This is a genomic window from Lysobacter sp. CCNWLW3 (assembly GCF_036697405.1).
Lineage (GTDB): Bacteria > Pseudomonadota > Gammaproteobacteria > Xanthomonadales > Xanthomonadaceae > Lysobacter.
This window is the reverse complement of record NZ_JBAHWA010000009.1, coordinates 79,838-100,743: the sequence shown is the minus strand read 5'-3', so window position 1 is coordinate 100,743 and position 20,906 is coordinate 79,838. Positions and strand designations below refer to the sequence as shown.

Below are 20,906 nucleotides of genomic sequence, written 5' to 3'. Positions count from 1 at the left end.
CCGATCCTGAGCGGATCGCCGGCGCCAAAACGGTCCGAAATCCCCGTCTTGATACAATAGCCGCATGCGTATCGGCCCCCACGACATCGATCCCCGCGTGGTGCTGGCGCCGATGGCCGGCGTCACCGACAAGCCGTTCCGGGTGCTGTGCAAGCGCCTGGGCGCCGGGCTGTGCGTGTCGGAAATGACCACCAGCGACGCGCGCTTCTGGAGCACCGCCAAGTCGCGCCACCGCATGGACCACAGCGGCGAGCCGGCGCCGATCAGCGTGCAGATCGCCGGCACGGTGCCCGAGGTCATGGCCGAGGCCGCGCGCCATAACGTCGACCACGGCGCCCAGATCGTCGACATCAACATGGGCTGTCCGGCCAAGAAGGTCTGCAACGCCTGGGCCGGCTCGGCGCTGATGCGCGACGAGGCCCTGGTCGCGCGCATCCTGGACGCGGTGGTGCGGGCGGTGGACGTGCCGGTCACGCTCAAGATCCGCACCGGCTGGGACCACGACCAGCGCAACGCCCTGAACATCGCGCGCATCGCCGAGGCGGCCGGCATCCAGGCCCTGGCGGTGCACGGCCGCACCCGCGACCAGCAGTACACCGGCACGGCCGAGTACGACACCATCGCCGCGGTCAAAGCCGCGCTGCGCATTCCGGTGCTGGCCAACGGCGATATCGATTCGCCGCAGAAGGCCGCGGCGGTGCTGGCGCGCACCGGCTGCGACGCGGTGATGGTCGGCCGCGCCGCGCAGGGGCGGCCGTGGATCTTCCGCGAGATCGCCCACTACCTCGCGCATGGCGAACTGTTGCCGGAACCCTCGCTACGCGAGATCCGCGACTGGCTGCTCGGCCATCTCGAACACCTGCACGCCTTCTACGGCGAACTCTCGGGCGTGCGCATCGCGCGCAAGCACCTGGGCTGGTACGCCAAGGACCGGCCCGAGAACGCCGCGTTCCGCGCGGTGGTCAATCGCGCCGAAAGCGCGGACGCGCAGCTGCGCCTGACCCGCGACTACTTCGATGCGTTGATCGCCGGAGTGACGCCGGAATTGTCGGCCGCGGCCTGAAACCGCGGGCATCGTAGAGGCTCCGCCGGCCGCGACGCGGATAGCGCACACCCGTCGCCGACGCAAACCGCAACGACGGCACATGTTCGCAACGATGCGCGCACGCTCCGCGGCATGCAGGTTCTGCGTATCCGTATTCCGATGCCGCGACGCACCGGAGCGTTGCTGCCGTTCGTCGGTTTCGTCGCGCACATGACATCAGTCACGGGGTGTTCCGGCACTCGTGCATGTGCGCGCGCAGGCCAATCATGTCAGTGCCGGAGTCCCCCACACCGGCCTGCGGCGACGTCGCAGCCACAGGGCCAGGAGGCCCGACCGGAGAACGTCATGAACGCAAGAACCGCACTGTTCGTCGTCGCGATGGCCGCCGCCGCACCGGTCTACGCCAATGAAGTGGTAGGCACGCTGTCCCAGGAAACCGGCCTGAGCGAACGCAGGGTCCAGATGATTCTCGGCAACCGCACCGCGTTCGCCGAATACACCCGCAGCTACGACCGTTCGCTCGCTCAGTTCAAGCGTGCGCTCGGCAGCGAGCGCTACCAGCGCTTGATGGCCGGTCAGACCATCCAGGTCGGCGGGCGCCAGGTCGCGCTCAGCGGCCTTCAGGACCGCGACGTCGCCGCCAAGTAGCCGCGACGCATCCGCCACCGCTTGCCGCCCTCCCCTGATTGCAGGCGGGCGGTTGGCGGATGCGCGAGGCCGGGTTCACACCGATCGGTTCGTCGCGACTGCGCGCAACATGTTCGAGTGTGGATGCGGGTGCGGAATCCACGCGCGGAGCAAATCCGCCCCCGCCCCCATTTCTTCGAAGGGGGAGGCGAAACAGCGCCCTTCAGGCCGCGTGCGGCAACTGCGCGTCCGGCATCCGCGGCGCTCGCGCCGGCAGCATCGCCAGGGTATCGCCGTGGTGCGACAGCAGCCGCAGGGTGCCATCCGGATCCTCGGCCAGCGCGGTCAGGCTTTCGACCCAGTCGCCGTCGTTGGCGTAGACGCAGCCGTCGCGTTCGAACAGCCCCGGGCGATGGATATGCCCGCAGATCACCCCGTCCAGCCCACGCCGGCGCGCGTCGTCCATGCCGGCCTGGACGAAGCGCGCGATGTAGCGTTCGGCGGCGCCGCTCTGGCGCTTGAGGAATTCCGACAGCGACCAGTAGCGCAGGCCGAAGCGGCGCCGCACCCGGTTGAGCATCTGGTTGCCGGTGAGGATGCGGTAGTACAGCCAGTCGCCGAACTGCTCCTGCAGGCCGCCGAAGTGGGTGACGCCGTCGTAGTCGTCGCCATGGGTGACCAGCAGGCGACGGCCGTCGGCGGTGACATGGATGCTGCGGCGGCGGACCGACATGCGCGGCAGGGCCAGGCCGCAGAAGCGCCGGATCGGGCGGTCGTGATTGCCGGGCACGTAGATCAGCTCGGTACCGGCGCGGCGCAGCGCGTGCAGGGCCTCGATCACCCGGTATTGGGCCGCGCCCCAACTCATGCGCCGCTGCGCCATCCACCACAGATCGACGATGTCGCCGACCAGGTACAGGCGGTCGCAACGCAGGTTGCCCAGGAACTCCGCCAGTTCGGCGGCATGGCAATGCTTGGCCCCCAGGTGCACATCCGACAGGAACACGGCGCGGCGGCGTGGCGGCAGTTGCGTGATCGACGGGCTCATACGCGGCTCTCGCTGGCGACGGAAGCATCGTCGTGGCGCGTCGCGGCCGCTTCGGCCGCCGGATCGACCACGCTCAGATAGCGCTCGCGCTTCTTCGGCCGCACGCGCTCCAGGTCGACTTCGATCAAGCCGTCGACCGCGTCGCTGAAGGCCGGGTCCACGCCGAAGGCGAGGAACCGCGCCCCGCCCGGCTCGCACAATTCGGTGTACTGCTTGTAGAGCATGGGCAGGGTCGCGCCCAGCGCGTCCAGATTGCCGCGCAGCACCCGGAACGCGGTGCCGGCGTCGAGTTCGTCGAACTGCGGCGGCGCCGCGCGATACGCGAAGGGCTGCCGGGACACCGCCTCGCCCTCGTCGGCGCCGTAGTAGCGCGCGTAGTAGGCGACGATCTGCTCGCGCGCCGCCGGCGGCAGCGCGGCGCTGATCGAGACCGGGCCGTACAGATAGCGCACCTTGCGATGGCGGGCGAGATAGGCGCCGATGCCCTGCCACAGATAATCGATGCTGCGGCTGCCCCAGTAATCGGGCGCGACGAAGCTGCGCCCCAGTTCCATGCCCTGGGCCAGGCGCGGCACGGTGTCGTCGGCGTAGCGGAACAGCGAGGCGGTGTAGAGCCCGGCCAGGCCGCGCTCGGCCAGCACCTGGGCGCCGCGCGCGATGCGGTAGGCGCCGGCGATCTTCATCGCCGCCGCGTCCCACAGCACGATGTGTTCGTACCAGCTGTCGTACAGGTCCACGTCCAGACGCCGCCCGGTGCCCTCGCCGACCGCGCGGAAGGTCAGTTCGCGCAGGCGCCCGATCTCGCGCAGCAGCCTGGAGCCGGCCTGCAGTCGGCCGACCCGGATCTGCTTGCCGTCGAAGGTCTGGCCCAGCGAAGTCAGGGCCGCGACCTCGATCTGCAGGGCCAGCGGATCGACCGCGTCGATCAGCGGCTCGGGGCCCTCGGGCGCCGGGCGTTCGCGCGCGGTGCCGATCGCGTGCAGCTCACGCCGCACTTCGCGCAGCAGGCGGTTGGGGTCGGCGTCGGCCGGCAGGGTCAGCGGGCGGCCGATGCGCAGGGCGATCCGGCGCGAGCCGCGCGCGAACATCTCGCGCGCCAGCAGGGCGGTGCCGGCCGGCTTGAACAGGGCCGAGGCCCCGTAGAACAGCGCCGAATTGCGCGCCTCGATCCGCACCGGCAGCACCGGCGCGCCGGTCCTGCGCGCGAAACGCAGGAAGCCGCGGCGCCAGCGCCCGTCGGTGACGCCGCGCAGGCCCAGCCGCGCGACTTCGCCGGCCGGGAACACGATCACGCACTGCTCGGCCTCCAGCGCCGCCTCGATCGCCTGCAGGCTCTCGGCGCTGGGCCGGCCGCCGAGGATCTTGACCGGCAGGATCAGCCCGTCCAGTCCGTCCAGGGCCTGCAGCAGGTCGTTGGCGACGATGCGCACGTCGCGGCGCACGCTGCCGACCAGGTCCAGCAGGGCCAGGGCGTCGATCGCACCGGAGGGATGGTTGGCGACCACCAGCAAGCGTCCGCTGGCCGGGATGCGCTGCTTCTCGGCGGGGTCGGCGGTGTAGCGGGCCTGCAGGAACTCCAGGCCGGCGCTGACGAAGGCGAAGCCGCGCAGGTGGCCGTTCTCGGCCAGGAAACCGTCGACCGCGTCGAATTTCGACCAGCGGCCGATGGTGCGCAGCAGCGGCCGGGCCAGCCGCTCGCGGCGGCCCCGGAACCACTGCGGGAAGCGTTCTTGCAGGCGGCGTTCGAGTTGCAGCATGTGCTGGCGTCGCGGTGGCGGCGGTATGCCGCGCAGCCTGAGCCGGCCCGGAGACAGTCCGATGGCGCTGGCGCTTCAGCCGTGTGACAGCCGCTTAACGACCCGGCAACGCCGGAAATGGGCACAATGCGCCGAACCGGCCGAGCCTGTATCATAGGCGGCCATCTTTTTATCCGAATCGAAGGATATTCGCCCGATGTCCAGCTACCTGTTCACTTCCGAGTCCGTGTCCGAAGGCCATCCGGACAAGATCGCCGACCAGATTTCCGATGCGGTGCTGGACGCGATCCTGGCCCAGGACAAGCGCGCGCGCGTGGCCTGCGAGACCATGGTCAAGACCGGCGCGGCGATCGTCGCCGGCGAAGTCACCACCTCGGCCTGGGTCGACATCGAGTCGCTGGCGCGCAAGGTGATCAACGACATCGGCTACAACAATTCCAACGTCGGCTTCGACGGCCACACCTGCGCGATCATCAACATGCTCGGCAAGCAGTCGCCGGACATCGCCGCCGGCGTGGATCGCAAGAAGCCGGAAGAACAGGGCGCGGGCGACCAGGGCCTGATGTTCGGCTACGCCTGCAACGAAGCCCCGGAATTCATGCCGGCGCCGATCTACTACTCGCACCGTCTGGTCGAGCAGCAGGCCAAGGTCCGCAAGCAGAAGAACTCCAAGCTGCCGTGGCTGCGTCCGGACGCCAAGTCGCAGGTCACCCTGCGCTACGACGACAAGCACCAGGTCGCCGGCCTCGACGCCGTGGTCCTGTCGACCCAGCACGATCCGGGCATCAAGCAGAAGGACCTGGTCGAGGGCGTGTACGAGCACATCCTCAAGCCGGTGCTGCCCAAGGCCTGGCTGGAAAAGCTGCCCAAGAGCAAGGTCCACATCAACCCGACCGGCATCTTCGTGATCGGCGGCCCGGTCGGCGACTGCGGCCTGACCGGCCGCAAGATCATCGTCGACAGCTACGGCGGCATGGCCCGTCACGGCGGCGGCGCGTTCTCGGGCAAGGATCCGTCCAAGGTCGATCGTTCGGCCGCGTACGCCGCGCGCTACGTCGCCAAGAACATCGTCGCCGCCGGCCTGGCCGACAAGTGCGAAGTGCAGGTGTCCTACGCGATCGGCGTGGCCGAGCCGACCTCGATCTCGGTCACCACCTTCGGCACCGGCAAGATCAGCGACGACAAGATCGAGAAGCTGATCCGCAAGCACTTCGACCTGCGCCCGTACGGCATCGTCAAGATGCTGGACCTGATCCACCCGGTCTATCAGCTGACCGCGGCCTACGGCCACTTCGGCCGCAAGCCCAAGGAAGTCAGCTACGTCGACGCCGCCGGCAAGAAGCACACCGCGACCGCGTTCTCGTGGGAAAAGACCGACAAGGCCGACGATCTGCGCAAGGACGCCGGCTTGAAGAAGTAAGCGCTGCGCGCCCGCGCATCGCCCGGAACGGAGCGCCTCGGCGCTCCGTTTTCGTTTGCGGGGGTGGGAAGCCAATCCCCCTCCCCCCTTTTTCAAAAGGGAAGGAAGAGCGGCGGAGCGCTGGGGCCGTCCGGCCGGCAGCCGCACCTTCGCTTCACAGACGCCTCATCCTGCGCGCACCCGCACGGCCCAGCCTGACGCCATCGCCGCTCAGGAGCATCGCCGTGTCCAGCCCGTCCCTCGCCTCGCAAATCGCCGTGTCGCTGCTGTTCCTGGGCAGCCTGTGCCTGATCGCGTTCCGCCTGATCGGCGCCAGCATCGACGGCAACGGCCTGCTGCACGAGCCGTTCGCGCTGATACCGATCGGGTTCGCGCTGATCGCGAGCGGCGCGGTGGTCGGCGCGGTCGGCCTGGCCCGGGCCGCGCTGCGCGCCCTCTCCCGCCGCCGTCGCTGATTCCCGCCAGGAGCGGCCGGCATGAACCCTTGCGACTTCCGCATCCTGCTGCTGAATCCGCCGCACACCGCGATCGGCAGCCGCATCCCGCGCGAACAGCTGCCGCCGCTGGGCCTGCTCGGCATCGGCGGGCCGCTGATCGACGCGGGGTTCGCGGTCGAACTGCTGGACGCCGAATTCGGTCCGTTGTCGATCGACGAAATCGTAAGGCGCGTGCTCGCCCGTGCGCCCGACCTGCTGATGGTCGGCCATTCCGGCTCGACCTCGGCGCACCCGACCATCGCCCGCATCGCCGCGCGCCTGAAGCGCGAACGCCCGCAGCTGCGCATCGTCTACGGCGGCGTCTACCCGACCTACCACTGGCGCGACGTGCTGGAAAACGAGCCGGCGCTGGACGTGGTGGTGCGCGGCGAAGGCGAGCGCACCGCCACGCTGCTGGCGCAGGCGCTGGCGCGCGGCGAGGACCTGGCCGGCGTGCCCGGCCTGGCCTACCGCCGCCCGGACGGCCGCATCGTCGAGACCGGTCAGGCCGAAATGATCCTGGACCTGGACCAGTGTCGGGTCGGCTGGGAGCTGATCGACCACGACCGCTATTCCTACTGGGGCGGCATGAAGGCGGTGGTGGTGCAGTTCTCGCGCGGCTGCCCCTACCTGTGCAGCTATTGCGGGCAGCGCGGCTTCTGGTCGCGCTGGCGTCATCGCGACCCGGTGAAGTTCGCCAAGGAACTCGCGCGCCTGCATCGCGAACACGGCGTGCGCCTGATCAACTTCGCCGACGAGTTGCCGACCGGCTCGCGCAAGGCCTGGAAGGCGTTCCTGGAGGCGCTGATCGCCGAGAACGTCGACCTGACCCTGGTCGGCTCGACCCGTGCCGGCGACATCGTGCGCGACGCCGACATACTGCACCTGTACAAACGCGCCGGCGTGATCCGCTTCCTGCTCGGCATCGAGAGCTATTCCGAGGCCACCCTGAGCAGGATCCGCAAGGGCGCCAGCGCCAGCGAGGACCGCGAGGCGATCCGCCTGCTGCGCGCGCACGGCATCATTTCGATGGCGACCTACGTGGTCGGCTTCGACGAGGAGCGCGATCGCGACTACTGGAACTCGTTGCGCCATCTGCTGCGCTACGACCCCGACCAGATCCAGTTGCTGTACGTGACGCCGCACCGCTGGACGCCCTACTACGACAGCGTCGCCGACCGGCGCGTGATCCAGACCGACGCGCGCAAATGGGACTACAAACACCAGGTGCTCGCGACCAGCCGGGTGCCGCCGTGGCGGGTGTTGCTGTGGGTGAAGGCGATCGAGGCGATCGTGCAGCTGCGGCCGCGCGCGCTCTACCGCAGCCTGCTGCATCCGGATCGCGAAGTGCTCAAGGGCATGCGCTGGTACGTGCGCATGGGCCGGCGCGTATGGCTGCGCGAGCTGTTCGAGTTCTTCTTCGCCGGCGGCCGCACCCGCAACGGGCCCAGCGTCGAAGCGTTCTGGGGCGAGTCGTTGTCGACGCAGGAGTACGCGCTGGCCAAACCGGCACGGCGGCGGATACCGATCCACACTCTCACGCCGCCGACCTAGGCCGAAAATCGGGGCGCCGCAGCGCTCCGTCGGATCTCGCGAGCGGCGCACTTCGCACGTCGCCGCTGCTCTTTGCACGCCGCTTCCGTTCTTTTGGGTCGCTCCCGCGAACCGTGCTCGTCATTCCCGCGAAGGCGGGAATCCATGTTCGGCGGCATTCGTAACCAGCCCATGCGGCATTAGCCTCGCTCTGGATTCCCGCCTTCGCGAGAATGACGGGTTGGGAGGGACCTGGCCGTCATCGGGCTGCTCCGCCGCGCGTCAAAAAAGAAAGGGGCGCCGTAGCGCCCCTCTCCCTTTCATGATCAAAGCTTACTTCCCGGTCTTCGCCTTACCGCCCTTACCGCTGGCGTCGGCCGCCTTGGCATCCGCCTGGCCGTTCTTGACGTAACGCTCCAGCCAGTCGTTGGATTCGGCCAGCATGTGCAGGATCGACTCGCGCGCGCGGTAGCCGTGCGCTTCGTTGGGCAGCATCACCAGGCGGGCGTTGCCGCCCAGGCCCTTGATCGCGGCGTACATGCGTTCGCTCTGGATCGGGAAGGTGCCGGAGTTGTTGTCCTGTTCGCCGTGGATCAGCAGGATCGGGGCCTTGATCTTGTCGGCGAAGTTGAACGGCGACATGGTCTCGTAGGTGCTCTGGGCCTGCCAGTAGTTGCGCTCCTCGGCCTGGAAACCGAACGGCGTCAGGGTGCGGTTGTAGGCGCCGCTGCGCGCGATGCCGGCCTTGAACAGACGCGTGTGCGCGAGCAGGTTGGCGGTCATGAAGGCGCCGTAGGAATGCCCGCCGATCGCGATGCGTTCGCGATCGGCGACGCCGCGCCGCACCACCTCGTCCACCGCGGCCTGGGCGCTGGCGGTGAGCTGGTCCAGATAGGTGTCGTTGGGCTCCTTGTCGCCCTCGCCCACGATCGGCATCGAAGGATCGTCGAGCACCGCATAGCCCATCGCCAGGAAGGCCTGCGGGCCCCAATAGCTGATCGCGTTGAAGCGGTACGGCGAATCGGTGACCTGGCTGGCCGCGCTGGCGGATTTGAACTCCTGCGGATAGGCCCACATCAGCAGCGGCAGCGGGCCGTCGCGCTTGGGCTCGTACTTCGGCGGCAGGTACAGGGTGCCGGTGAGTTCGACGCCGTCGGCGCGCTTGTAGCGGATCTGCTCCTTCTTGACGTCCTTGAGCTGCGGCGTCGGATGCGGAAAGCGGGTCAGCGCGGTCGGCGCGGCCTCGGCCTGGGCGAGATCGCGCAGGTAGTAGTTGGCCGGCTCGGTCGGCGACTCGCGGGTGGTGATCGCGCGCGTGCCGGTGTTGTCCAGCAGCGCGCGCGGATACTCGTAGTACGGCGCCTGCGAATGGAACAAACGGGTCTTCTTGCCGTCGGCGAGGTCGAGCTTGTCCACGAACGGACGGTCGCCCTCGGCCGAGGCGCCGTCGCCGATCAGGAACACGCTGTCGCCGTCGATCAGCAGGCGCGGCTTGCCGGCCGCGTCGGCCTCGGTGACGGCGGTGCCGGGATCGTTGTAGCGGTCCTCGTGGGAACCCTCGAACACCAGCTGCGGCTCGCGGCCGACGTCGTCGGGCGCCACCCGCCAGGTCTTGGTCTGGCGCGTCTTCCACCACGACTCGCTGATCAGCGCAAGGTCGCCGCGGCCCCATTCGATATCGGACACGCGCGTGCCCAGCTGGGCCAGGGTCACCGGCGGTTTCTCGAACGGCGCGGCCTGCATCAGCACGGCGTCGCGGATCGCGACCTGCTTGGCCGGATCGCCGCCGTCCTGGGCCTCGGCCCAGACCAGGGTGGCCGGGGCGTCGGCGCGCCAGTCGATGTAGCGCACGCCAGTGGGCACGGCGTCGTTGCCGGTGGGCAGGCCTTCGACCAGCGGCAGCTTGGCGACTTCGTGGACCAGCTTGCCGTCCAGCGCCAGCACTTCGATGCGGCGCGGGAAATAGAACGAGGGCACCACGTAGGAGAACGGCCGCTCGACGCGCTGGGCCAGCAGCAGCTGGCCGTCGGGCGACGGCACCAGCGATTGGTAGAGATCGGGCAGGCCGACCTTGGCGACCTGGCCGCGCAGGTCGACCAGGGCCGGCTGCGAGCGCAGGTAATGCGCGAACAGGCGCGCATCGCTCTCGTTCCTGAGCAGGTCCTGGAAGGTGCGCAGCTGGCGCACCGCGCCGCCGCCCTGGGTCTGCTGGGTGGCCGGACCGGTGGGGATGCCGTCGGAGGCCGGCGGCGCGCCCTGGTTCTCGGGCTGCAGCGACACCAGCAAGCGCCGGCTGTCCGGCATCCAGCTGTAGCCGCGTCCGCTGACGGTGTTGAGCGGTTGGCCCAGCAGCCGGCGCGCGCTGCGCGTGGCGACGTCGACCACCCACAACTCGTTGGCGCCGCTATTGGCGTCGACATGGTTGAAGGCGAGCTGGCTCTGGTCCGGCGACCAGCTCAGGCTGGCCACGGCCAGCGGCTGCGGCAGGCCCTGCAAGGGCACGTCCTTGCGGCTGGCCAGATCGAGCAGCCACAGGCCGGTGCCGAAGCTGAACCGGCTTTGGGCGTAGCTGCGCGGATTGATGCGCAGGCCGGCGAGCTTGAGCTCGGGCTGCGCGACCACGTCGATGCCGGGCAGATTGGGCACCTGCATCATCGCCGCGAGGTCGCGGCGCGGGCTCAGCAGCAGTTGCGGCGGGCGCGGCGCATCCACCAGGGCCTGCAGCGCCGGCGGCGGCAGCCGGTAAGCGCTGTCGGCGCCGGCGGCGGGCTTGGCCGATGCGGCCGCGAGCGCGGCGCCGGCCGGTGCGAACAGGAGGCTGGCGATCAGGGCCAGGGAAACACAACGAGGCCGTAAGGGCTTCTTCATGGGCGATCCGCTTGCATGGTGATGGCGGAGACGGCGGCCCCGGCCTGGATCCCCTGCCGGCGGCTGCAGCGTCGATGAACGGGGACGGGCCCAGGGCCCTCCCCGGGTCGAGAATAGCGGCTTCCGGCGGCGACTACCGGTACAATTCTGCCGGTTCGCCGAGGGGCGCTGCGACCGCGACGCAAGAGCGCGGCCAGGCTTGGCGGATTCCAAACGTAACGGCGCCCGATGTCCGCGGTCCACCGCGCATTCCGGCACCATGCCGGCCGCGACGGCAGACCCCAAAAATCGGAGCTCATCCATGAACGCAGTAGCCAAGACCTTTTCCACCGACGGCGATTACAAGGTCGCCGACATCTCGCTGGCCGACTGGGGCCGCAAGGAACTCGATATCGCCGAGCACGAAATGCCGGGCCTGATGTCGATCCGCAAGAAGTACGCCGCCGCGCAGTCGCTCAAGGGCGTGCGCGTGACCGGTTCGCTGCACATGACCATCCAGACCGCGGTCCTGATCGAGACCCTGAAGGACCTCGGCGCCGACGTGCGCTGGGCCTCGTGCAACATATTCTCGACCCAGGACCACGCCGCCGCCGCGATCGCGGCCACCGGCACCCCGGTGTTCGCCTGGAAGGGCGAAACCCTGGAAGAGTATTGGGATTGCACGCTCGACGCGCTGACCTTCCCGGGCGGCAAGGGCCCGGAGCTGGTCGTCGACGACGGCGGCGACGTGACCCTGCTGATCCACAAGGGCTATGAGCTCGAGAACGGCTCCAAGTGGGTCGATGAGCCGGCCTCCTCGCACGAAGAGCAGATCATCAAGAACCTGCTCAAGCGCGTCGCCAAGGAGCGTCCGGGCTTCTGGCACACCGTGGTCAAGGACTGGAAGGGCGTCTCCGAAGAGACCACCACCGGCGTCCACCGCCTGTACCAGCTGGCCGAAGCCGGCACCCTGCTGGTCCCGGCGATCAACGTCAACGACTCGGTCACCAAGTCCAAGTTCGACAACCTGTACGGCTGCCGCGAGTCGCTGGCCGACGGCCTCAAGCGCGCGATGGACGTGATGCTGGCCGGCAAGGTCGCGGTGGTGTGCGGCTACGGCGACGTCGGCAAGGGCTCGGCCCACTCGCTGCGCGCCTACGGCGCCCGCGTCGTGGTCACCGAGATCGACCCGATCAACGCCCTGCAGGCGGCGATGGAAGGCTTCGAGGTCAACACCGTCGAGAGCACCCTCGGCCGCGGCGACATCTACGTCACCACCACCGGCAACAAGGACGTGCTGACCCTGGCGCACATGTCGCAGATGAAGGATCAGGCCATCGTCTGCAACATCGGCCACTTCGACAACGAGATCCAGGTCGATGCGCTGAACGCCTCGGGCGCGACCAAGCTCAACATCAAGCCGCAGGTCGACAAGTACACCTTCGCCAACGGCAACTCGATCTTCCTGCTGGCCGAAGGCCGCCTGGTCAACCTGGGCTGCGCCACCGGCCACCCGAGCTTCGTGATGTCGAACTCGTTCTCCAACCAGACCCTGGCCCAGATCGACCTGTGGGCGAACAAGGACAAGTACGAGGCCAAGGTCTACATCCTGCCGAAGAAGCTGGACGAGGAAGTCGCGCGTCTGCACCTGGAAAAGATCGGCGTGAAGCTGACCCGCCTGACCGACGAGCAGGCCGCCTACCTGGGCGTGTCGGCCGACGGTCCGTACAAGCCGGATCACTACCGCTACTGATCGGCGCCGGCCGCCAGGCCGTTGCGATGCAAGACGGAAACGGGCGCTGCGGCGCCCGTTTTCTTTTGCAAGCGCTATGGGACAGCGTCGCAGGCTACGCGCTGCCCCCTGTGGGAGCGGCGCAAGCCGCGACCACGCAAGCAGCCGCGGGGGCGCGGTCGCGGCTCATGCCGCTCCTACCTCACAGCCGCGCCTTCGTAGGATGCGGTAAGCCGAAGGCGCACCGCATCGTCGCCATGTCACGAACGCGCGCGGCACCTACCCCTACGCGCGCCGCAACGACCAGAACGGAATCTCGCGCCGCAGCCGATAGCCGTTGCGCTGGTACAGGCCGACCGCGCGCGGATTCTCCTGGCTCACGTGCAGGAACGGGGTGAGCCCGCGCGCGTGGTTGTCGTTGGACAGGAACACCAGCAGGCGGCGCGCGTAGCCGCGGCCGTTGAAGTCCGGATGCGTGCACACCGCGCTGATCTCGGTGTAGGCGTCCATGCCCATGCGCTCGCCTATCATCGCCGCGAGCCGGCCGTCCTCGTAAATGCCGAAGTAACGCCCCAGCTCGGGCGTGCGCGGACGGAAGTAGTGCGGGTACACCAGCGCGGTCAGCGCCAGCACGTCCTCGCGCCGGTTTTCGTCCAGCGCCACGATCTCCGGGCCGTCCACCGGTGCCAGCGGCCGGTCGCAGATCATCTGCGCCAGCTCGGCCAGGTGCTGCAGCTCCCAGCGCGCGGACACCGCCGGCGCGCGCCCCAGCACCAGCGCCGTGTCGCCGGCCGGCACCAGCGCTTGCAGCGCGTCCTCGACGCTGGCGCCCGCCTCGGGCACGCCCAGGAACGGCGCCACCTGGGCCGGATAGCGCGCGGCCGCACCGGCACGCAGCGCCAAGGCGCGGTGCCGGCTGGCCAGGGATTCCCAGATCGGGTTGTCGAGCACCTGTTCGGACATGCGTGTTCACCGTATGCGCGCTATGGAGTCTAGAGCGAGGTTTGGGCCGGCCGGGGCGGCGATCAAGGCCCCGGGCATACATTGTTTTATTTCATCGCGATGAAGAGATACCATGGACGCCACTCCCTCGCCCGCCCCGCCCATGCTGCCGATCAGTTTCGAGTTCTATCCGCCCAAGACCGACGAGCAGCGCGCGCAGCTGGACAAGACCGCGACCAAGCTCAAGGCGCGCAAGCCGCACTACGTGTCCTGCACCTTCGGCGCCGGCGGCTCGACCCTGAGCTACACCCCGGACACCGTGCGCCGCCTGCGCGAGGGCCATGGGCTGGACGCGGCGCCGCATTTGTCCTGCGTGGGCGGCACCCGCGACGAGATCCGCCAGTTGCTCAGCCAGTACCGCCAGATCGGCTGCCGCCGCCTGGTCACGCTGCGCGGCGACCTGCCCTCGGGCATGGCCAGCGCCGGCGACCTGCGCTACGCCAACGAGCTGGTCGAGTTCATCCGCGCCGAGACCGGCGACCACTTCCATATCGAAGTCGCCGCCTATCCGGAGATGCATCCGCAGGCGCGCGACGCGCACAGCGATCTGGAGAACTTCAAGCGCAAGGTCCGCGCCGGCGCCAACGGCGCGATCACCCAATACTTCTACAACGCCGACGCCTACTTCCGCTTCGTCGACGACGTGCGCGCGGCCGGCATCGAGGTGCCGATCGTGCCGGGCATCATGCCGATCGCCAACTTCAGCCAGCTGCGCCGCTTCTCCGATCTGTGCGGCGCGGAAATTCCGCGCTGGATCCAGCAGCGCATGCTCGCCTACGGCGATGATGTCGACAGCCTGCGCGAGTTCGGCGCCGACGTGGTCGCGCAGCTGTGCCAGCGCCTCATCGACGGCGGCGCGCCGGGCCTGCACTTCTACACGCTCAATCTGTCCAAGCCGACCCTGAGCGTGCTGTCGCGCTTGAGCTGAGCCCCGGCCGGACGCGGCGAGGTCGCATGCAGCCGGCCGGCGTTCGACCCGCAGCCGCCTGCAGCGTGAACGGACTGCGACCGCCGCACTGTCGTCGCCTGCGCGCCGGCGCTACGCTGCGGCGATGCCCTGGTACGTCCGTGTCTGCGCCCTAGTCCTGCTGTCGCTCGCGGCCCTGCTGTGGCCGCGCGAAAGCCAGGCGCAGATCCGGCGTTGCGTCGGAGCCGACGGCGCGGCGGTGTACACCGACCGCCGCTGCGAGGACATCGGCAGCGCCGACAGCCTGCCGCGCGCGCCGGCCGGCGCGGCCGCGGCCAAGGGCGGCTATCGCGGCGGCTGCGCGCGCAGCGTGCAGGACCTGGTGTTCCAGATGACCAGCGCGATCGACGCCCACGACGGCAACCGCCTGGCAGGGGTCTACCATTGGACCGGCATGTCCGGCAGCACCGGCTATTCGGTGCTGGAACGCCTGGAAACCATCGCCCGGCGGCCTTTGGTCGACATCGTGCCGATCATGCCGACCGCGGCGGCGCCCCCGCTCGCCCCGCCGCCGATGCAGAACCTGGGCCTGGTCGATGTCGACCCCGCCGCCGACGTCGAGCCCGGCTCCGAACTCGTGCCGGCGCCCGAACCCGAGTACGTGCCCCAGGCCCGCCGCCTGCCGGTGGCGCTGCGGGTCGAGCAGACCCTGGCCAACGGCAGCACGCCCTCGCACACCGTATTCGGGCTGATCCGGCACTTCGGCTGCTGGTGGATCAAGGGCTGAGCGCGGGCACGCCCTGAGCGTACCGGTGCGTGCGGATGGGCCCGACCGCGCCGACAGGGCACAATAGCGGTTTCTCCCCCCCACGGAAGCCGGCGATGCAATACCCCGAATGGATCTGGCACAACGGCGCGATCAAGCGCTGGGCCGAAGCCACCACCCACGTGATGTCGCATGCGCTGCACTACGGCTCGTCGGTGTTCGAAGGCATCCGCAGTTACGACACGCCCAACGGCCCGATGATCTTCCGCCTGAGCGAGCACAACACGCGCCTGTTCGCCTCGGCCAAGATCTACGACATGCCGATGCCGTACACGCTGGACCAGGTCAACCAGGCCTGCCGCGACGTGCTCAAGGCCAACGACTACACCACCGACTACCTGCGTCCGGTCGCCTATCGCGGCCTCGGCGGTTTCGGCCTGTCCGCCGACACCCCGACCGACATGGCGGTGGCGACCTGGAAGATGGGTCAGTACCTGGGCGCCAGCGTGCTCGAACAGGGCATCGACGCCTGCGTGTCGAGCTGGCAACGTTTCGCCCCGAACACCATCCCGGCCGGCGCCAAGGCCGGCGGCAACTATCTGTCCGGCCAGCTGGTCGCGCGCGAAGCGCGCCGCCTGGGCTTCGGCGAGGGCATCGCCCTGGCCTCGACCGGCCTGTTGTCAGAAGGCGCGGGCGAGAACCTGTTCCTGGTCTTCGACGGCGCCCTGCACACCACCCCGGTGAGCGCCGCGCTGCTCAACGGCATCACCCGCAACACCATCATCACCCTGGCCCGCGACGCCGGTTACACCGTGGTCGAGCGCGATCTGCCGCGCGAATACCTGTACCTGTGCGACGAGCTGTTCATGTGCGGCACCGCCGCCGAGATCACTCCGATCCGTTCGGTCGACGGCCGCCAGGTCGGCAGCGGCAAGCCCGGTCCGGTGACCCAGCGCATGCAGGAACTGTTCTTCGGCCTGTTCAGCGGCAAGACGCCGGACAAGTACGGCTGGCTCGAACGCGTCGACTGAGCCTCATCCCCAGACCACGGCGGCGATGGATTACCGCGAGCGCTACCGCAACGGGGAGCACCGTCAGGTGACGGCGGAGCTGACGCGGCTGGACCCGCGCGAGGGCGACGCGCGCATGCAGATGCGCGCGGTCGCCGAACTGGCGATGGCGCGGGTGGCGCACAACTGCAGGCTGCTAGTCCAGCGGCTGACGGCGCACGGCTATGCCTATTCGGTGTATTGCGACCCGGACGACGACGGCGGCGTCTCGGCCCCCTTGCTCGACGCCGATGCCGTAGCGCCGGCCATGTTGAAGGCGCGGATCGGCGCGTTGCCGGTCACGCTGGAATGCTTCTGGCAAGCGATGGGCGGAATCGCGCTCACCGGCACGCACCCCGCTTTCCCCGACATGCTCGACCCTCTGCTGATCTACCCGGCCGAGGCGCTGCTGGAAGCATCGGACGAGGCCGAACGCGAGGACGACGGCTTGTTCCACCTGGCGCTGTCGCCGGACGATTACCACAAGGACAACGTCAGCGGCGGCGCGTCCTACGCGGTGGCCCTGCCGCAGGACGGCTTCGACTTCGTGCTGTTGTACGAAGCGCGCGAGGCTTACTTCCTCGACTACCTACGCGACGTCATCCTGCATCGCGGCGGTTTCGGCGCACTGGATACTCAAGCCGCCGGCGGCGTGCCGCTGAGCGTGCTCACCGAAGGGCTGCTGCCGTTCTGAGCGAGGACGGCGCGCGGCGTTTCAGCCGAGCAACGCGGTGGAACCGCCGAAGCTCAGCGTCGCCACCACGCCCTTCTCCTCGCCCGGCTTGACCCGCACGTCCCAGCCGTAGAGTTCGCACAGCCGGCGCACGATCGACAGGCCGATGCCGCCGCCCTGCGAATGGCCGGCGTGGGTGCCGCGGTAACCGCGCTCGAACAGCTTGGCCGCGTCCTCGGCGCTGAGGCCGGGGCCGGAATCGATCACTTCCACCCAGCGCGGATGCAGGCGCACGATCACCTCGCCCTGGGTGGTGTACTTGACCGCGTTGCCGATCAAATTGCCCAGGGCCACCGCGACCGCCGCTTCCGGCGCGTCCACGACCAGGCCGCGCTCGCCTTCCACGCGCAGGTCCAGCGGCTTGCCGGCGAGCTGGGCGCGGTGCGCGTCCAGCAGTTGTTCGGACAGGCGCGCGATGTCGGTGGCGCCGTGGCCGCGTTCGTTGCGCGACAGTAGCAGCAGCGCGCTGATCAGGTCGGTGCACTGTTGTTCGGCGCGCTGGATGCGGGCCAGGCGGATGCGGGTCTTCTCGTCCAGGTCCGAACGCGTGAGCAGCAGCTCGACCGCGCCCTTGATCACCGCCAACGGCGTGCGCAGCTCGTGGCTGACGTCGGCGTTGAACTCGCGGTCGCGCTGGACCACGTCGGTGAGTCGCTCGGCGTAGTCGTCCAAGGCCTTGGCGAGCTCGCCGACCTCGTCGTCGGGGAAGTGCGTGGCCAGGCCTTCGGGCTGCGAGGCGCGGCCGGACAGGCGCAAGCGCCGCGCCAGTTCCGACACCGGGCTCATCACGCGCGAGGCCGCCCACCAGCCGACCAGCAGCGACAGCAGAGTGAACACCAGCACCGAGCCGTAGATGGCGCGGTTGAATTGCTGCTCGCCGCGCGTGGTCGAGCTCATGTCGTAGGCGAGGAAGAACCAGGCGTTGGGCGTCTTGCGCACCGCGAGCTTGTAGGCGAAGGACTCGCCGTTCTCGTCCTGGCCGCGCAGGCCGTGGATGCCGTCCTTGAGCTCGAACCACTCCGGCCGGTTGACCCGCACCGAATCGAACTTGTCCGGGGTGTAGACGAAGGCGCGGATCTGGTCGACCGCGAACTCCGGGTTCTTCGGGTCCTTCTCGAACTGCAGGGCGAACTGGGTGATGTTGCGGTTCATCACGTCTTCGACCAGCGCGTTCTCGACCCGGGTGCGGGTCCAGTTGGTCGCGAACGCGAACAGCGCGGTCAGCCCGAAGCCGAGCAGAACGAAGGACAGGATGATGCGGCTGCGCAAGCGCCGCCGATAACGAACCCGTTTCTTGCGCCGCTCCGGCGCGGGCGATTCCCCTGTCGCCACGCGATCAACCGTTCTCGGGCGCCGCGATGCGGTAGCCGATGCCGTGGCGGGTCTGGATCAGCGGCGTGTCGAAGGGCTTGTCGACCACCGCGCGCAGGCCGTGGATGTGCACGCGCAGGCTGTCGGAATCCGGCAGTTCCTCGCCCCAGACCCGGGTTTCCAGTTCCTGGCGCGTGACCACCGCCGGCGAGGCCTCCATCAGCGCCTGCAGGATCTTCAGCGCGGTCGGGTTGAGCTGCAGCAGCTTGCCCTGGCGGCGCACTTCCAGCGTGTCCAGGTTGTATTCCAGATCGGCGGCGTTGAGCACCCGCGTCTGCACGCCGCGACCGCGGCGCGAGAGCGCGTTCAGGCGCACCTCGACTTCCTGCAGGGCGAAGGGCTTGATCAGGTAGTCGTCGGCGCCGGAGTCGAAGCCGGCGAGCTTGTTGTCGAGGCTGTCGCGCGCGGTCAGCATCAGCACCGGAGTCTGCTTGCGCGCTTCGTTGCGCAGCTTGCGGCAGACCTCCAGGCCGTCCAGGCCGGGCAGATTCAGATCGAGCACGATCGCGTCGAAGTCGTGCACCACCGCCAGGTGCAGTCCGGTGATGCCGTCGGCGGCGAAATCCACGGTGTGGCCGCGGTCTTCGAGAAAATCGCCGAGATTGGCGGCGATGTCCTGGTTGTCTTCGATTACGAGGATGCGCATTGGACCTTCCTGTTTGAGCCTTCGACCCGGCGGCCGCGGCAAGGTTCCTGAACTCAGCGGCGGCGACCTGCGCCAGCCGAACATGAGACGAGGCGGCGAGGCTCACGATTCTGCCAGAGCCCGCGCTGTGCGCTTCTCACTCGCTCATGACGGGCCGCACCGGCAAACAAAGGCCCAAGCGCGGGGCCACCGCGCCTGGGCCAAAAGGGTATTGCCCCGATTACCGTAACCTGCTTCGACCAGATCGCTGACTTGGAAGAGCGGCAGTGCTGCGGTCCGGACACGCTACGCGGAAATCGATTAAACAGCTGTTAAAACGAATATTAAATTTTTATTAAACACAACTGGAAATGGCTATTCGTTCAGGTCCATGCGGGCGCGGCTGGCAAAGCCCAGGACGTCCGGCAGGGGCCGATGGCCGACGAATCAGACGGTTACCGGTCGTTCGCGGCAGATCGCGGCAAAACACAAAAATGGGCAACCCGTCACTATTTCTTGGTTGCCGCCCGTCGGGCCGAACGCCGCTTCAGGCGGCTGGCGACGTAGGCGATGACCTCGCCGGCCACGTCCACCCCGCTGGCCTCCTCGATGCCCTCCAGGCCCGGCGAGGCGTTGACCTCCAGCACCAGCGGGCCGCGATCGGAGCGGATCAGATCGACGCCGGCCACGCCCAGGCCGAGCACGCGCGCGGCGCGGATCGCCACGTCCTGCTCGGCCGCGCTGGCCTTGACGCCCTTGGCGGTGCCGCCGCGGTGCAGGTTGGAGCGGAAGTCGCCCTTGGGCGCCTGCCGCTTCATCGTCGCCACCACCTTGCCGCCGACCACGAAGCAGCGCAGGTCGGCGCCCTTGGCCTCGGCGATGAACTCCTGCACCAGGAAGTTGGCGTACAGGCCGCGCAGCGCCTCGATCACGCCGCGCGAGGCCGACAACTTCTCGGTCAGCATCACCCCGGCGCCCTGGGTGCCCTCGTTGAGCTTGATCACGTGCGGCGGCGGCCCGAGCATCGACAGCAGGTCGGCGGTGTCGTCGGGATTGTCGCCGAACACCGTCGCCGGCAGGCCGATGTGCTCGGCGGCCAGCAGCTGGTGGCTGCGCAGCTTGTCGCGCGCGCGCAGGATCGCGTCGGAGGAATTCGGGCTGTAGGTGCCCATCAGCTCGAACTGGCGCAGCACCGCCGAGCCGTAGCGCGTGATCGAGGCGCCCACGCGCGGGATCACGGCGTGATAGCCGGCGATCTCGCGGCCCTTGTAGTGCATCTCGAAGCCATCCGAGTCGATGCGCATGTAGCAGCGCAGCGGATCGAGCACGCGCACGCTGTGGCCGTGCTGGCGCGCGGCCTCGACCAGGCGCCGGGTCGAGTAGAGCTTGGTGTTGCGCGACAGGATCGCGAGCTTCATGGGGGATAGTCCGAATGAGTGGCGGCCGGATTCGGCGCCGCCTTGCCGTGCAGGAACGAGCGGGCCGGGTCGACCGTGAACACCCGCGCCATCGCGGTACGGCCGAGCAGCATGGGGAAACGCATGCCGCGACGATCCGCGAGGTTTATTTCAATTTCGCGTTCGACCCCGGCCAGACGCAGGCCGGTGCGCACGAACACGCGCGAACCGCGGTGGCCGCCGGAGTCGGTGACGACGCGTTCGTCGTGAATGGGGACCAGGCATTCCACCGCCCCCGCCCCGACCGCGCCGGGGCTGAGGCGAAAGCCGACCCAGGGCGCGCCGCCTTCGCTGAAGCGCCATTGCGCGTCCACGTGCAACGCCGAGCTGCGCGCGCCGCTGTCGATCTTCGCGCGCAGGGCGGCCACGCCCAGCCCGGGCATCGCCACCCATTCCCGCCAACCGAGCACGATACGGGCTGCCATCGCGTCTCCGCTGCGTCGAGGTCGCCCTCAAGAAAAAAAGCGGCCGCCGTCCGGGGGCGCCGCCGTTAGTGCTGGCATCGGAACCG

The 20,906-nt window shown here is 69.0% G+C and carries 18 protein-coding genes and 1 riboswitch; of the genes, 10 read left to right on the top strand and 8 right to left on the bottom strand.

Features of this window, described 5'->3' with window-relative positions:
* Positions 1-64: 64 nt before the first annotated feature.
* Both dusB and V1318_RS15085 read left to right on the top strand, forming a co-directional pair.
* The gene (dusB, locus tag V1318_RS15090) at positions 65-1,063 is read left to right on the top strand and encodes a tRNA dihydrouridine synthase DusB (protein WP_332940529.1); all 999 of its coding nucleotides are present in this window, start codon (positions 65-67) and stop codon (positions 1,061-1,063) included.
* 327 nt (positions 1,064-1,390) lie between these two features.
* Positions 1,391-1,693 carry a hypothetical protein gene (locus V1318_RS15085; protein ID WP_332940528.1) on the top strand — a complete coding sequence of 101 codons (303 nt, stop codon included), beginning with the start codon at positions 1,391-1,393 and terminating at the stop codon, positions 1,691-1,693.
* Between the two features lie 202 nt (positions 1,694-1,895).
* Here the strand turns inward: V1318_RS15085 and V1318_RS15080 are convergent, their stop codons facing one another.
* Both V1318_RS15080 and V1318_RS15075 read right to left on the bottom strand, forming a co-directional pair.
* Positions 1,896-2,720 carry a UDP-2,3-diacylglucosamine diphosphatase gene (locus V1318_RS15080; RefSeq protein WP_332940527.1) on the bottom strand — a complete coding sequence of 275 codons (825 nt, stop codon included), beginning with the start codon at positions 2,718-2,720 and terminating at the stop codon, positions 1,896-1,898.
* On the bottom strand, positions 2,717-4,477 hold the full coding sequence (locus tag V1318_RS15075) for a GNAT family N-acyltransferase (RefSeq protein ID WP_332940525.1): 1,761 nt from the start codon (positions 4,475-4,477) through the stop codon (positions 2,717-2,719). The genes V1318_RS15080 and V1318_RS15075 overlap by 4 nt, the downstream gene beginning before the upstream one ends.
* Positions 4,478-4,673: 196 nt before the next feature.
* Between V1318_RS15075 and metK the strand changes: the two genes are divergently transcribed.
* The 3 genes from metK (at position 4,674) to bchE (ending at position 7,927) form a co-directional block, all read left to right on the top strand.
* Positions 4,674-5,897 carry a methionine adenosyltransferase gene (gene metK, locus V1318_RS15070; protein WP_332940523.1) on the top strand — a complete coding sequence of 408 codons (1,224 nt, stop codon included), beginning with the start codon at positions 4,674-4,676 and terminating at the stop codon, positions 5,895-5,897.
* A 224-nt stretch (positions 5,898-6,121) separates the two neighbouring features.
* Positions 6,122-6,352 carry a DUF3955 domain-containing protein gene (locus V1318_RS15065; protein ID WP_332940522.1) on the top strand — a complete coding sequence of 77 codons (231 nt, stop codon included), beginning with the start codon at positions 6,122-6,124 and terminating at the stop codon, positions 6,350-6,352.
* 21 nt (positions 6,353-6,373) lie between these two features.
* A complete protein-coding gene (gene bchE / locus V1318_RS15060; protein WP_332940521.1) occupies positions 6,374-7,927 on the top strand; it encodes a magnesium-protoporphyrin IX monomethyl ester anaerobic oxidative cyclase in 1,554 nt (517 codons plus the stop codon).
* A gap of 312 nt (positions 7,928-8,239) precedes the next feature.
* On the opposite strand, the gene V1318_RS15055 is transcribed toward bchE, so the two are convergent.
* Positions 8,240-10,774, bottom strand: a complete 2,535-nt coding sequence (locus V1318_RS15055) for a prolyl oligopeptidase family serine peptidase (RefSeq protein ID WP_332940520.1) — start codon at positions 10,772-10,774, stop codon at positions 8,240-8,242.
* A 154-nt stretch (positions 10,775-10,928) separates the two neighbouring features.
* Positions 10,929-11,008: riboswitch (S-adenosyl-L-homocysteine riboswitch) on the top strand.
* 67 nt (positions 11,009-11,075) lie between these two features.
* Between V1318_RS15055 and ahcY the strand changes: the two genes are divergently transcribed.
* Entirely contained in the window at positions 11,076-12,506 is a 1,431-nt protein-coding gene (gene ahcY, locus V1318_RS15050; RefSeq protein ID WP_332940519.1) for an adenosylhomocysteinase, read from the top strand.
* Between the two features lie 264 nt (positions 12,507-12,770).
* Here the strand turns inward: ahcY and V1318_RS15045 are convergent, their stop codons facing one another.
* Positions 12,771-13,448: a GNAT family N-acetyltransferase gene (locus V1318_RS15045; protein WP_332940518.1), complete on the bottom strand. Its 678-nt coding sequence runs from the start codon at positions 13,446-13,448 to the stop codon at positions 12,771-12,773.
* A gap of 142 nt (positions 13,449-13,590) precedes the next feature.
* Here V1318_RS15045 and metF point away from each other — a divergent pair, with 142 nt between their 5' ends.
* The 4 genes from metF (at position 13,591) to V1318_RS15025 (ending at position 16,903) form a co-directional block, all read left to right on the top strand.
* Positions 13,591-14,415: a methylenetetrahydrofolate reductase [NAD(P)H] gene (gene metF, locus V1318_RS15040; RefSeq protein WP_332940562.1), complete on the top strand. Its 825-nt coding sequence runs from the start codon at positions 13,591-13,593 to the stop codon at positions 14,413-14,415.
* Positions 14,416-14,539: 124 nt separating this feature from the next.
* Entirely contained in the window at positions 14,540-15,181 is a 642-nt protein-coding gene (locus tag V1318_RS15035) for a hypothetical protein (protein WP_332940517.1), read from the top strand.
* A gap of 95 nt (positions 15,182-15,276) precedes the next feature.
* Complete coding sequence (locus tag V1318_RS15030) at positions 15,277-16,191, top strand: branched-chain amino acid transaminase (RefSeq protein ID WP_332940516.1); 915 nt, start codon at positions 15,277-15,279, stop codon at positions 16,189-16,191.
* A 25-nt stretch (positions 16,192-16,216) separates the two neighbouring features.
* Entirely contained in the window at positions 16,217-16,903 is a 687-nt protein-coding gene (locus V1318_RS15025; RefSeq protein WP_332940514.1) for a hypothetical protein, read from the top strand.
* 21 nt (positions 16,904-16,924) lie between these two features.
* Here the strand turns inward: V1318_RS15025 and V1318_RS15020 are convergent, their stop codons facing one another.
* From V1318_RS15020 to V1318_RS15005, 4 genes are all read right to left on the bottom strand, one after another.
* The gene (locus tag V1318_RS15020) at positions 16,925-18,274 is read right to left on the bottom strand and encodes a HAMP domain-containing sensor histidine kinase (protein ID WP_332940513.1); all 1,350 of its coding nucleotides are present in this window, start codon (positions 18,272-18,274) and stop codon (positions 16,925-16,927) included.
* 4 nt (positions 18,275-18,278) lie between these two features.
* On the bottom strand, positions 18,279-18,959 hold the full coding sequence (locus tag V1318_RS15015) for a response regulator transcription factor (protein WP_056179494.1): 681 nt from the start codon (positions 18,957-18,959) through the stop codon (positions 18,279-18,281).
* Between the two features lie 488 nt (positions 18,960-19,447).
* Positions 19,448-20,356 carry a 30S ribosomal protein S6--L-glutamate ligase gene (rimK, locus tag V1318_RS15010; RefSeq protein WP_332940512.1) on the bottom strand — a complete coding sequence of 303 codons (909 nt, stop codon included), beginning with the start codon at positions 20,354-20,356 and terminating at the stop codon, positions 19,448-19,450.
* Positions 20,353-20,778, bottom strand: coding sequence for a RimK/LysX family protein (locus tag V1318_RS15005; protein WP_332940510.1), 426 nt, complete (start codon positions 20,776-20,778; stop codon positions 20,353-20,355). Before V1318_RS15005 ends, rimK begins: the two co-directional genes overlap by 4 nt.
* Between the last annotated feature and the right edge of the window lie 128 nt (positions 20,779-20,906).